Raw genomic sequence first — 12,323 nt, 5'->3', positions numbered from 1 at the left:
AATGCAGTCTTCAGTTCAGTGATCCGGAGACGGACGGCAATGGGGGTTAGAACAATGGCGAACAAGTACGGTTTGGCGGGTGTTTCGATCGCGGTTCTGACCTTGGCGGCGGGTCATCCCGCCCTGGCCCAGACCGCGCGCGCTTCTCAGACGGGCGACCAGGCCTCGGCCGTCGACGACATCGTCGTGACGGCGCAGCGACGGGCCGAGAACCTGCAGGACGTGCCGGTCGCGGTGACCGCACTGACGTCCGAAACCCTGCGGGACAACGACATCCGCGATCTGTCGCGCGTCGAGATCCTGACGCCCGGCTTCACCTTCGGCAAGTCCGGATCGGACGCCCGCCCGGCCATCCGCGGCGTCCGGACCGAAAACGTCGGCGTCTCGGGTGATCCGTCGATCGGCTACTTCACCGACAACGTCTATCGCAGCCGCGCCTCCCAGGCGAACGAGCCGTTCGTCGACGTGGCGCGGGTCGAGATTCAGCGCGGGCCCCAGGGCACCCTGTATGGACGCAACACCTTCGGCGGCAACATTGCCATCGCCACCAATGAGCCGGGTCAGGACTTCGACGCCGGGGCCAGCTTGACGCTTGGCAGCTTCGACCGCCAGTCGGTCGAAGGGTTCGTGAACGTCCCGGTCAACGACATGCTGTCGTTCCGGATCGCGGCCCTGCGCGAGACGATGGACGGCTATGTGAAGGGCGTCACCTCCGATCTCGACATCTTCAACCGCGACACCAGCTATGCCCGCATCGGCGTCCGCTTCGCGCCGACGCCGCAGTTTGAGGCCGTCCTGCGCTACAGTCACTGGAACGAACAAGGCACGGGCGGCGCGGCCTTCGGCTATCGGGTCGGCGGCATCTTCGTGAACCCGACAACGGGCGCGTTCGACCTGAACGGCCGGCCGTATCTGCTGCGCTACGATATTCCCCGCACCGGCCAACCTCTGGTCGAGGGTATTCCGATCAACCCCGATCCGCTGTTTTACGGCGGCGACACCAAGCTGGTGCAGGATCTCGAGCAGGATGCCTGGAGCGCCAACATCTCTTACGATTTCGGCCCGGTGATAGTCCGCTCGATCACCGGCCATACGGATTTCTCGGTGTTCCGTAACGCCGACAACGACTTCTCGCTGCGGCTGGGTGCCGTGGACGCGCAGGAGGATGTGCTCGAAAGCTTCAGCCAAGAGCTGCAGATCGCCTCCAACGGCGAGGGCCGGCTGGACTGGATTGCGGGCTATTTCTACTTCAACGAAGACGTGACGGCCTCGTTCTTCTCCAGCTGTCCGACGCTGGCGCGCAACACAGCCGGCTGCGCCTTCGCGGCAGGCCTACCCGAGACGACCTCCAACGCCGTATTTGGTCAGGCGTCCTACTGGGTCATCCCGGACCGCCTGCGGGTTACGGGTGGCGTGCGCTACACAGAAGACCAGAAGGTCATCCGCCGCGCCAACGCCACCACCAATGGCACCCAGCGCCTGACCTCCGTCACCCCGACGGGTCAGGAATTCGACTTTACCTTCAGCGAGACGACTTGGCGCGCCAACGCCGAATACCATCTGGCTACCGGCAACATGCTTTACGCCACCGTTTCGACCGGCTTCCGCTCGGGCGGCTTCAACTCCGGCTTCTTCACCAATCCGGCGCTGCCAGGGGCCTTCGGACCGGAAACGGTCACGGCCTATGAGGTCGGGTCCAAGAACCGGTTCTGGGACGACCGGCTCCAGATCAACCTGTCGGCCTATCGCAACGAATTCGAAGACCTGCAGGTCCAGAACCAGTTCCTGATCGTCACCGGGACCGGCACCACGACCACCTCGGTGATCCTGAATGCCGCCAAGGCGCACAGCCAGGGCTTGGAAATCGAGGTTCAGGCCGTGCCGATCGACAACCTGAACATCGCCTTCTCAGCCACCCTGATGGAGGCGAAGTACGACGACTATCGCAACGTCCCGGCCCCCTCGAACTACACGGGCTTCCTGAACTACTCCGGCAACGACGTTCCCTACAGCCCCAGCATCAAGCTTACGGGACAGGTGGGATACGACTTTGTGCTTGGGGATGGGTCGGTCATCACGCCCTCGGCGACGTTGCTGTATTCAGACGCCTACTACCTAACCGACACCAACACCTCGCTGGACCTTCAGGACGCCTTCGCCAAAGTCGATCTGCGCGTCAGCTGGGTCGACGCCAGCGAGAAGTATCGCGTCGATGTCTTCGCCAACAACGTGGGCGACGAGGTCACACTGAACCGGGCCACCTTCGGCTCGCGGGGCCTGAACCAGAGCTACGATGCGCCCCGCATGTACGGGGTCCGCCTGAGCGCGGCCTACTGATCGACGCGACCCCAATCGAGCCTTGCGGGGGCGGCTTCGGCCGCCCCCTTTTTACCCGGTTCAGAAGCCGACGTCGGACCGAAGCAGGGCCGCGCCGGCGCGGATGAAGCCGTGGTCGGCCCCCAGCAGGAACAGGCTGGCGCCCCGCTCTCGCCAATTCGGCACCTCGCCCAGATCGGGGGTGAACATGCCGACAGTGCGACGCGCTGCACAACAGGCCGCCACAATGTCCGATACGGCCGTCATGACCCTGGCCGCCTTTGGATCGGTCTCGCCCAAGGCCACCGTCAGGTCGATGCGGCCGATGAAGACCGCGTCCACGCCAGGAACCGCCGCGATGGCGTCAAGGTGATCCAGCGCCTCGATGTCCTCGATCTGCAGGATGACGCTGGTCTCGGTCCGCGTCCGCGCAAGCCGCTCGCCAATCGGCGGACTCACATAGCCGGACGCCCGCGTACCGCCTGCATAGCCCCGCCCGCCGGCACCGTAGTGACAGGCCCGCACGACGCCCTCAGCCTCCGCCGCTGAGCGGACATGTGGCACCACGACCCCCGCCGCGCCCAGATCCAGGGCGTTCAGGATATCGTGCGGCTGGCCCGATGCGACGCGGACCAGGGCGGCGATGCCCCCGGCGCGCGCCGCCAGCAGACCCCGATCCAGATCGACCCGGTCGAAGGGCGCATGCTCGGCGTCCAGGCACAGGCAATCCAGCCCGGTCTGGGCCAGAACCTCGACGACAGAGGGATGCGGGGTCTTGACGAAGGTGCCCAGCAGAGGCTCTCCCGCCAGAAGCCGACGCTTGAAGTCGGCGGCGACGTTCACCGCGCCTTCCACAGACGGTCCGAGGCGATAGCGGCCCCCTCGACCAAGGCTCCCAGCTTGGCCCAGGCGATGTCCGGATCGACCGGTCCGAACCCGGCGAAAGTACCGAAGCCGCAGTCTGCGCCCGCGATCACACGCTCCCGGCCGACCAGGTGCGCATACTGCTCAATCCGCTGCGCCACCAGTTCGGGATGCTCGATGAAGTTCGTCGTAGAATCGATCACGCCGGGGATGATGACCAGGTCGTCGGGCAGGTTGTTGTCCCGGAACCAGGTCCATTCGTGGCCGTGACGCGGGTTCGCCGCCTCGAACAGGATGGCTCCGACCTTGGCCTTGCGCGCCAGCCCGAACACCGTGTCGAACGGCGCGTCGCAGTGGTGCGGGCCTTCATAATTGCCCCAGCAGACGTGCATTCGGACCCGCTCCCTTGGGACATTCGCGAGCGCCTCGTTCAGGGCCTCCAGATGGCCCTCGCAGGCCTTCACATAGTCGGCCTCGGGCAGGTCCTTGAACATCATGTGTCGGCCGACGCCCAGGTCGGGGCTGTCAATCTGCAGCAGAAAGCCCGCCCCCACGATCGCCTCGTATTCCGATCGCATCGCCGCCGAAAGGGCCTCCAGATAGGCGTCCTGCGTCAGATAGTGGCCGTTGGGCTGAAACAGGGCGATCACCCCGGGCGACGCCGCGTTCAGGAAGGCCTCGGTCGGCCGGGCTGCCGTGACGGCGTTGGTCATGTTGGCGATGTCAGCATCCAGCGGCCCGTCGTCGACGACCGCGATGGGGCCGACGCACATGGGCCGGCGATAGGTCGGGGTGCCACCACCCGACGCCTGACGTGCCAGGAATCCCGGAAACTGTTCGAGATCCTGCGGGGCCCGGCGCGGGCTGTCGCCGCCGAAGCCGCTGAGCCGGTCCTTCACATAGGTGGCGTAGGAGATCTTGCTCATCTCCCCGTCCGAGACGACGTCCAGCCCGATCTCGACCTGACGCGCGACGGCCGCGGCCACGGCGTTCGAGACGACCGGCGCGAAGGCGGCGGCGTTAAACGCCGGATCCTCGTCCTCGCGCGCGAACAGGCCGTCGGCGACGGCGGCGGGGCGCGGCAGGCTGCCGACATGGGTTGTCAGGATACGGTCGGTCGAGGTCTTCATGCGAACTCCGGCTGGCGACACAGGCGATTGATCTCTGCCGCGACGACGGCCGGGGCTTCCAGCGGGGCCATGTGGCCGCAGTCGGGGATCAGAACGAGACGCGCGTCCGGCAGACGGTCGACCAGGTGTCGCGCGGCAGACGGCGGCGCCAGTCCATCGGCCTCGCCGGTCAGGACAGTGACCGGCATGGTCAGGGCCTCCAGCAGGGTCGCCGGATCGGGTCGCGTCATCAGCGCCTGGACGTGACGCCGGAACTGCAGGGCGCCGGCCTCCAGCGCCATGTCGGACACCAGCTTGCGCGCGCCCTCATGATCGTCCGGGGCGGCGAAATAGTGGGGCTTAAGCTCCTCGCGCACCAGCCTGGAGAAACCGCCGGCGTCGGCGGTGGCGATCTGGCGGGCACGGCGTTCGGAGCGATCCGGTGTCTCGGGTTCGGCGTGGGTGTCAATCAAGACCAGTCCCGCGATCCGTTCCGGCGACCAGGCCGCCGCCGTCATCGCGGCCATGCCGCCCATCGAAAAGCCGGCCAGCACGAACCGGAGGGGAGCCTCCGCCAGAATCCGCATGGCCATGGCCTGGATCGAGTCGTCGTCGGCGAAATCGACGCTGATGATGTCGCCGAGCAGATCCGGCCGCATCGCTGACCACAGCCGACCATCGCACAGCAGCCCCGGGGCCAGGACGACCGGGATCATCCGCCGCTGTTCGGTGCCAGCCGGGCCGACCGCCCCGGCACGATCTCGCCGCTGAACAGTCGGCGTTCTGGGGCGGTATCGGGATCCTCGATCCGCGCGAACAGCATCTCGACCGCCGCCGCCGCCAGAGCGCCGATCGGCTGGCGAACGGTTGTCAGCTGATAGGCCAGCCAGCGACCGGCGTTGAAGCCGTCGAACCCGGCCACCGACACGTCCTCGGGAATGCGCAGGCCATGCTTCAGCCTCGCGGCGTCCATCGCCCCGAGGGCCATGGCATCGTTCGCACAAAGGACGACGTCGAACCGCTCACTACCAGTCCACAGCCGACCGAAGGCTTCGATCCCGCTCTCATAGCGATAGTCTCCGGGCGTCACGGCGGTGATGCATCCCCCCAGCCGTTCCAGGGTGGCGCGGGCACCTGCGGCGCGTTGCTGGGCCACTTCGGACTCGTCCGGACCGGTGATCATGGCGAACCGCCGATGCCCAGCCTGCCACAGCCTCTCGACCAGCCGCCCCTCACCGTCCGCGTGATCGACAGCGACCGAATTGCCCGCATGGTGCGGCGGCGCCCGATTGTAGAAGATCACCGGCGTCCGGTGCAGTTCGAAGTCCTCGAGCTGCACCGCCGTCATCGCCGTGGCGGCGATCACCCCGTCGACCTGGAAGCTCCAGAGCCCCTCCAGCGCCGCCCCGACCTCGGCGGCCGTATCGACGGTGATCAGCAGGACACGAGCCCCGCGCCGGGCAACCTCGGCGGTGATCTCCACCATGATCTCGGGATAATACAGGCTGGCCATCGACGGCAGGATCAGGCCCACCAGGTTCGACCGCCGCGTGATCAGTCCGCGCGCGATGGCATTGGGCCGGTACCCCAGGCTGCGGGCGGCTTCCACAATGCGCTCGCGCGTCTCGTCCGACACGCTTCCGCCGGGCGAGAAGGCGCGGCTGACGGCGGACTGGGACACGCCTGCGACCCTGGCCACGTCATAGCTGGTGGCGCGTCCTGCGCGGCGATCGGGGTCGCGTGGGGCCATGGATCAGGCGGCGTCCTTCTGGCCATACCGGCGGACACGAATATCGGCCTGTTCCTTGTGTCCTGCAAACCCTTCGATGGCGCACAGGCGCGAACAGTATTCACCCACCATGACGCTGGCGGCCGGTGTGAGGATCTTCTGATAGGTGCACGTTTTCATGAACTTACCCACCCACAGTCCGCCCGTATAACGCGCCGAACGCATGGTCGGCAGGGTGTGATTGGTGCCGATCACCTTGTCGCCATAGCTGACGTTGGTCAGGTGCCCGAGGAACAGAGCCCCGTAGTTGGTCATGTTGGCGAGGAAATAGTCCGGGTCGCGGGTCATGACCTGGACGTGTTCGGACGCGATCCGATCGGCGATCTCGACCATCTCCGCATCGCTGTCGGCCAGGATGATCTGGCCATAGTCGCGCCAGGCGACCGAGGCGATCGGGGCAGTGGGAAGCCACTCCAGCTGGCGCTCGATAGCGGCGACCGTGTCGCGCGCCAGTTTCTCGGAGGTGGTCAGCAGGATGGCCGGACTGTTGGGTCCATGCTCGGCCTGGCCCAGCAGGTCGGCGGCGCACAACTCTCCGTCCACGCTGTCGTCGGCGATGACCAGGGTCTCGGTCGGTCCGGCCAGCAGGTCGATGCCGACCCGGCCGAACAGCTGGCGCTTGGCCTCGGCGACATAGGCATTGCCCGGCCCGACCAGCATGTCGACCGGCTCGATATCGCCACCCGCGCCACCCTTGGCCCCCAGCGCCATCAGGCCGATGGCCTGAACACCGCCGAGCGCCAGGATGGCGTCGGCCCCGGCCATGTGCTGGGCCACAACAATCGCCGGATTGGCCTGGCCGTCGTAAGGCGGCGCGGCCGACAGGATACGCTTCACCCCTGCCACCTTGGCTGTGACGACGCCCATGTGGGCCGAGGCGACCAACGGATATTTGCCGCCGGGCACATAGGCCCCGACCGCGTTCACCGGGGTATTCCTGTGACCCAGGATCACGCCGGGCAGGGTCTCGACCTCGACGTCGCGCAACGCATCCTTCTGGATCTGGGCGAAGTTGCGGACCTGGGCCTGGGCGAAGCGGATGTCGTCGACCGTGCGCTCGGACAGGGCGGCATAGGCGGCGCGAATCTCGTCCTCACTGAGCCGAAAATCCTCGCGGTCCCATTTGTCGAGGCCGCGGGAATAGCGACGGACGGCCTCCAACCCCTCGGCCTCGATGTCGCCCAGCATCCGCTCGACGGTTTCGCGCACACGCGCGCCATCGGCCTTCACGGCCTCGACCGAGCGACCTTCCTTCAGCCAACGGACCATCTAGACTTCCTCCCGGATCGCTGTGGGCGCTTGCGCACCGCTTCGAATTGAGGTCAGTCTAGATTTGTTGCATTCGAATGCAAGAGGCGTTGGAATACACGGAGGGTGCGATGAGCCGGCTTCTGCCAACAGTGTCCCGACAACCGGACATGGCCACCGGCCGGACGGGTAGCGCGATGGCAAGCAGCAGCGCTCGCGCGCTCGCCCCCACCGCGTGAGCGACCTGACAGGCCTTCGCGTCTTGATCACCGGCGCCGGCCGGGGCCTGGGTCGCGCCTGCGCCGAAGCGGTCGTGGACTCGGGCGGCGACGTCATCGCGGTCGCTCGCTCTGAAAGCGACCTGACCGACCTCGCGAACAGCCGCCCCGGCCGGATCGAGCCCTGGATCATGGACGCGACCGACCCCGCCTTCCACGCCCGCGTCGCAGCCCTGCACCGGCTGGACGGCCTGATAAACAACGCGGGGTTCAACCGACCGCAACCCTTCACCGAGGTCGACATCGAGACCCTGGACGCCATGCTGGCCCTCAACGTCCGCGCTGCCTTTTTGACGGCCCAGGCGGCGGCGAAGGTGATGGTGGCGCAAGGATCCGGCGTGATCGTCAACATGACGTCCCAGATGGGCCACGTCGGCTCCCCGGGTCGCACGGTCTACTGCCTGACCAAACACGCGCTGGAGGGCCTGACCAAGGCCGCCGCCGTCGAACTGGCCCCGCACGGCATTCGCATGGTCAGCCTGGCCCCGACGTTCATCGAGACGCCCATGACCGCCCCCATGCTGGCCGATGCGGCTTTCGGCAAGTTCGTGCTGGACCGCATCCCGCTGGGTCGCGTCGGCACGGCGGCAGAGGTAGCGGCTGCCTGCATCTTCCTGCTGTCGCCTGCCGCCTCGCTGATCACCGGTTCCAGCCTGCTGGCAGATGGTGGATGGACCGCCCAATGACCCGAGACCTCGCATGACCGATGCCGACCGCAAGCGCCTGATCTGGAAGCTGTTCCAGCGCCTCGACGCCGCCGATCCGATAGAGGCGGCGGCCCTTTGGCGCGCGGCGCTGACGCCCGATGCCGTCTTTCACGCCGTCCACCCGATGAACGAGCTTCAGGGCGCCGAGGGCCTGATCGCCGGTCTGGTCGGTCCGCTCCGTGCCGCTATCCCCGACCTTCAGCGCAGGACCTATGCCCTGATGGCGGGCCGTTTCAAGGATGCCGACTGGGTCTGCGCGCTCGGCGTGATCGAAGGGACCATGACAGGCCCCTGGCTCGGCATCCCTGCCACGGACGGTCTGGTCAATATGCGCTTTGGCGAATTTTATCGGATCGAGGGCGACCAGATCGCCGAGGTCTTCGCAATCCACGACCTGATTGACCTGATGCGCCAGGCCGGGATCAGCCCCCTGCCCGCCCTGCCCGCAGGCGTCCCCGACATCTTCCCCGCCCCCATCACCCAGGACGGCGTCCGCTTCGACCCGGCCCCGCATTCAGAAACCGAGGCGTCGCTCGCCCTCGTCGAAGCCATGATCTTCGGCCTGCACAAATACGTCGAGGGAGACCTTAAGCGGATGGGGATGGAACAATACTGGAGCCTCAACATGCTGTGGTACGGCCCCGGCGGCATCGGCTCGAACCGGGGCGTCACCGGTTTTCAGCGCTATCACCAGAAGCCCTTTCTGACCGCTTTCCCCGACCGGGTAGGCGGCAATCACAAGGCGCGCTTCGCCGACGGGACCTATGTCGCCTCGACCGGCTGGCCCAGCATCACCGCCACACACGCCGGACCCTGGCTGGGCGTACCGGGCACAGGACGTCAGATCACCATGCGGGTCATGGACTGGTGGCGCCGCGAGGGTGACGTGCTGAAGGAAAACTGGGTCTTCATCGACGTGCCTCACGTCATGCTGCAATCCGGCCACGACATCTTCGGAGAACTCGGATGACCTTTTCCCCGCTGGACTGGGGCATCGTCCTAGTCTTCATCGCCGCCAACCTGGTCATGGGCTTCTTGCTCGGCCGCAATGTGAAGACCGCCAAGGAGTTCAACGTCGGCAGCGGCAAGACGCCTTGGTGGGCGATTGGCGTGTCTGTGATCGCCACTTACATCAGCGCGCTGTCCTTCCTGGGCGCGCCTGCCTGGGCCTATTCCGATGGTCTGGCGGCTCTCGCCATCCACCTGAACTATCCGATCGTCATCTTGGGGGTGACCGCGTTTTTCCTGCCCTTCTTCTACAACTCAGGCGTCGCTTCGATCTATGAGTACCAAGAGAGGCGCTTTGGAACGACATCGCGGGCGGTCATGTCGACCATCTTCCTCGTTACCCAGGGTCTTTCGACCGGCGCAATCCTCTATGCTACCGCCTTGGTGCTTCAGTTCATCACCGGGATCCCGATCCCCTGGGCGATCGTCGCCATCACCATTCTGGCACTGATTTATACGACCATGGGCGGCATGCTGGCGGTGATCTGGACCGACGTCTTTCAGGCCGCCGTCCTGTTCGGAGGAGCCATCGTCATCATGGTGGCGATGATCGTCCTGATGCCGGAACCGATTGGCGACGTGCTGGCAAACCTAAAGGCCGCCGGCCGCCTTAGCGCCATCGACCCAACGCTGGACGCAACCATTCCGACCACCATCTGGTCAGGCCTAATCGGCATGACCTTGTTCCACGTCACCGTCTATGGTGCCAACCAGATGATGGTGCAGCGGACGCTCGGCGCGAAATCCATCGGCGACGCCAAGAAGTCCTATCTGCTGATGGGCTATGCCGCCTTCCCGATCTATTTCCTTTTCTTCTTCATCGGGGTTCTGGCCTGGGGCTATTATCAGGGGCGTCCGTTCGAGAACACGAACGAGATCATCCTGCAGTTCGCGCTGGATTCGAAGATTCCGGGCCTGCTGGGAATTCTGGCGGCGGCGGTGCTGGCAGCATCGATGTCCACTCTCAGCTCGGCCTTTAACAGCATGGCGACCGCCAGCGTCGTCGACTTCTACGAGCGGTATTTCAAAAAGGGCGCCAGCGACGCCCACTATCTGGCGGCCACGCGCTGGATGACCCTGGTCTGGGGCGCGGTCATCATAATCCCGGCCATTCTCTATGCCCATTCCAGCGGTTCGATCCTGGAAGTGCTGTCCAAGATCGGAAGCTATTTCGTCGGGGCCAAGCTGGGTATGTACGGCCTCGGCTTCTTCTCAAAGCACACCACTGAAAAAGGGCTTTTGGTCGGCGTGGCAGTGGGCTTCGGCGTAATCTGGGCGGTGGCGACGAAGACCGAAATCGCCTGGCCGTGGTACTGTCTGATCGGCGGGGGCACGACGATGGCGGTCGGCTGGATCGCAAGCCTAATCCTGTCAGGCAGACAGCCGGACTGGTCGCCGTATTCCATCCCAGGTCAGCGCGCCCGGTTTGCGGCCAGCGGAGCCCCCCAGTCGATCGACGGCTGGAGCACGGTTCCCGGCCAAATCGATCCTCAAAGTCTATGGCTTGTGGTCTATCTGGCGGCCACGATCGGCGGTCTGATCGCCTTCGAGAGCTTCGTCGCTTGAAGTGAGTCCTCGCAGCGCCCCCGTGGACAAAACCGAGAGTTATTGCGCCAGCGTAGCGCTATCGAGACAAGGTCGAATAGGTTCGAGCCGTTTACTCAAGCCTCGGACCGAATAGGTGGCATGCAACGCATCGCGCTATCCGGCGTCGACTAATCAGTTACCTGACGGTTTCAGCGGTTCAAAGCAGGCGGAATGCTGGGTTGAGCGTTTCGATTTTTGCTACTGATCATGTCCACCGAAATGGTTCGCGATAAAGGGTTTGATCCAAACCCTAAAGTGACCGTCTGGTCGCCATAGGTGCAATGAACGTTTTCCTCGCCCGCGATCGTGACGACAGGTCGAGGCCCGAAGACTTCGAGCGGCAGGAAAAGCTCCGTCAGTCCGACGACACCGGGATCGACCCGAAACTCGAACGAGAACCAGCCCTCGCCGGCATTGAAAAGTTGACAGAGCAACTCGCCCTGGGCACTGCCCTATCTGGCGTCTTTCATGGTTCGGCTGCAGCGTCCGCTTTTGGAGGGAAAGGCAAAGACAGGATTCGACCCATAGCGGCGGTCAGGAACGTCCGCTGTAGACCGCGATCAGAGCCAAAAGCACTCAGAATTGGTGTCCAAAAACCGGGTGCAACTCACCCGGCGGAGTCAGTCTTCAATGGTTTGCGTCCCCAGCCATAGGTGGCGGAGCGCCAGAGGGCCTCGGCAGGCCCTTGCTCGTAACGGTCCAACCACCAACGGGAGAACAGCATCTGCCCGCCGAATATCAGGAGCGCGACACCATAAAAGAAGGGAGGGCTGAGCGTCCCGGCCAGTCCAAAGCCAATTCCGTAGAAGAAGATCAAGCCAATCATGGAGTGGGTCAGGTAGTTGGTTAAGGCCATCCGCCCCACCGGGACAAGGTGGCGAAGAACGGGTTGAGCGCGGGGCCAGACAAGGACGAAAGCCGCCGCGAGGGTCAGCGCAAGTGGGACGGTGCCGATCAGCGAAGACCAGCTGGCCTGACCTTGGCCTGGCACGAAGGCATAGACGGCGGTGGCCGGAACGCCGACCGCGAGACCTGCCACAAGGACCTTGCCAAAAAGCTTTCGGTTCTCGAAGAATCCACCCGCCGCGAGCCTTCGCCCAACGGCTATGCCGACGAGCATGATTCCGAGGACTTTTGGGATGCGCCAGGTCTGAACACGCAGTGCCCAGGAGTAGGGCGTCCCGCTCATCGCCCAGGAGGCCCATCCTGCGAAATCGTCCCGCCGGAACCATTTAAGCGCCTTGTCCGGTGCCGTGTCTGCGCCAAGTCTCTCCGCAATCCAGTTGCTTAGGTGGTGCGGACAAAGTGTCTGATCCACAGTCGGATGGATGCGACGACGACGAAGCCGAGGAAGCTGTCGGCGGTCTTGTCGTATCGGGTAGCCAGTCGTCGGCTGTGTTTGAGCTTTGAGAAACAT

Annotated in this window: 10 protein-coding genes and 1 pseudogene; 4 read left to right on the top strand and 7 right to left on the bottom strand. The window is 65.0% G+C overall.

The window, feature by feature from the left end; genetic code table 11:
• The first annotated feature begins 54 nt into the window (after window positions 1-54).
• Window positions 55-2,337 carry a TonB-dependent receptor gene (locus ACP7A5_RS14880; protein WP_426042644.1) on the top strand — a complete coding sequence of 761 codons (2,283 nt, stop codon included), beginning with the start codon at window positions 55-57 and terminating at the stop codon, window positions 2,335-2,337.
• Between the two features lie 60 nt (window positions 2,338-2,397).
• Here ACP7A5_RS14880 and ACP7A5_RS14875 read toward each other — a convergent pair whose 3' ends face one another.
• From ACP7A5_RS14875 to hisD, 5 genes are read right to left on the bottom strand one after another with little or no spacing between them, the layout of a single operon-like run.
• Complete coding sequence (locus ACP7A5_RS14875) at window positions 2,398-3,159, bottom strand: HpcH/HpaI aldolase family protein (RefSeq protein WP_426042643.1); 762 nt, start codon at window positions 3,157-3,159, stop codon at window positions 2,398-2,400.
• Window positions 3,156-4,310, bottom strand: a complete 1,155-nt coding sequence (locus ACP7A5_RS14870) for a cobalamin-independent methionine synthase II family protein (RefSeq protein WP_426042642.1) — start codon at window positions 4,308-4,310, stop codon at window positions 3,156-3,158. Before ACP7A5_RS14870 ends, ACP7A5_RS14875 begins: the two co-directional genes overlap by 4 nt.
• Complete coding sequence (locus ACP7A5_RS14865; RefSeq protein WP_426042641.1) at window positions 4,307-5,005, bottom strand: alpha/beta fold hydrolase; 699 nt, start codon at window positions 5,003-5,005, stop codon at window positions 4,307-4,309. Before ACP7A5_RS14865 ends, ACP7A5_RS14870 begins: the two co-directional genes overlap by 4 nt.
• Entirely contained in the window at window positions 5,002-6,039 is a 1,038-nt protein-coding gene (locus tag ACP7A5_RS14860) for a LacI family DNA-binding transcriptional regulator (RefSeq protein ID WP_426042640.1), read from the bottom strand. Before ACP7A5_RS14860 ends, ACP7A5_RS14865 begins: the two co-directional genes overlap by 4 nt.
• A gap of 3 nt (window positions 6,040-6,042) precedes the next feature.
• Complete coding sequence (hisD, locus tag ACP7A5_RS14855) at window positions 6,043-7,347, bottom strand: histidinol dehydrogenase (protein ID WP_426042639.1); 1,305 nt, start codon at window positions 7,345-7,347, stop codon at window positions 6,043-6,045.
• A gap of 214 nt (window positions 7,348-7,561) precedes the next feature.
• Here hisD and ACP7A5_RS14850 point away from each other — a divergent pair, with 214 nt between their 5' ends.
• Genes ACP7A5_RS14850 through ACP7A5_RS14840 form a run of 3 tightly spaced genes read left to right on the top strand, consistent with a single transcriptional unit; the run spans window position 7,562 to window position 10,885 of the window.
• Window positions 7,562-8,290 carry an SDR family NAD(P)-dependent oxidoreductase gene (locus tag ACP7A5_RS14850; protein WP_426042638.1) on the top strand — a complete coding sequence of 243 codons (729 nt, stop codon included), beginning with the start codon at window positions 7,562-7,564 and terminating at the stop codon, window positions 8,288-8,290.
• Between the two features lie 13 nt (window positions 8,291-8,303).
• Window positions 8,304-9,281, top strand: coding sequence for an ester cyclase (locus ACP7A5_RS14845; protein WP_426042637.1), 978 nt, complete (start codon window positions 8,304-8,306; stop codon window positions 9,279-9,281).
• The gene (locus ACP7A5_RS14840) at window positions 9,278-10,885 is read left to right on the top strand and encodes a sodium:solute symporter (RefSeq protein ID WP_426042636.1); all 1,608 of its coding nucleotides are present in this window, start codon (window positions 9,278-9,280) and stop codon (window positions 10,883-10,885) included. Before ACP7A5_RS14845 ends, ACP7A5_RS14840 begins: the two co-directional genes overlap by 4 nt.
• A 628-nt stretch (window positions 10,886-11,513) precedes the next feature.
• On the opposite strand, the gene ACP7A5_RS14835 is transcribed toward ACP7A5_RS14840, so the two are convergent.
• Both ACP7A5_RS14835 and ACP7A5_RS14830 read right to left on the bottom strand, forming a co-directional pair.
• Window positions 11,514-12,095, bottom strand: coding sequence for a DUF418 domain-containing protein (locus ACP7A5_RS14835; RefSeq protein WP_426042635.1), 582 nt, complete (start codon window positions 12,093-12,095; stop codon window positions 11,514-11,516).
• A 98-nt stretch (window positions 12,096-12,193) separates the two neighbouring features.
• Window positions 12,194-12,323 (bottom strand): annotated as a pseudogene (locus ACP7A5_RS14830) (IS5/IS1182 family transposase); the annotation flags it as partial.

Source organism: Brevundimonas sp. TWP2-3-4b1 (assembly GCF_049897665.1).
Taxonomy (GTDB): domain Bacteria; phylum Pseudomonadota; class Alphaproteobacteria; order Caulobacterales; family Caulobacteraceae; genus Brevundimonas; species Brevundimonas subvibrioides_B.
This window is presented reverse-complemented; position numbering and strand designations above follow the sequence as displayed.

Bases quoted from the DNA above. Each gene is read 5' to 3' on its own strand.
- ACP7A5_RS14840 (WP_426042636.1), top strand. From the start codon at position 9,278: ATGACCTTTTCCCCGCTGGACTGGGGCATCGTCCTAGTCTTCATCGCC.
- ACP7A5_RS14865 (WP_426042641.1), bottom strand. From the start codon at position 5,005: ATGATCCCGGTCGTCCTGGCCCCGGGGCTGCTGTGCGATGGTCGGCTG.
- ACP7A5_RS14845 (WP_426042637.1), top strand. From the start codon at position 8,304: ATGACCGATGCCGACCGCAAGCGCCTGATCTGGAAGCTGTTCCAGCGC.
- ACP7A5_RS14880 (WP_426042644.1), top strand. From the start codon at position 55: ATGGCGAACAAGTACGGTTTGGCGGGTGTTTCGATCGCGGTTCTGACC.
- hisD (WP_426042639.1), bottom strand. From the start codon at position 7,347: ATGGTCCGTTGGCTGAAGGAAGGTCGCTCGGTCGAGGCCGTGAAGGCC.
- ACP7A5_RS14835 (WP_426042635.1), bottom strand. From the start codon at position 12,095: ATGAGCGGGACGCCCTACTCCTGGGCACTGCGTGTTCAGACCTGGCGC.
- ACP7A5_RS14870 (WP_426042642.1), bottom strand. From the start codon at position 4,310: ATGAAGACCTCGACCGACCGTATCCTGACAACCCATGTCGGCAGCCTG.
- ACP7A5_RS14860 (WP_426042640.1), bottom strand. From the start codon at position 6,039: ATGGCCCCACGCGACCCCGATCGCCGCGCAGGACGCGCCACCAGCTAT.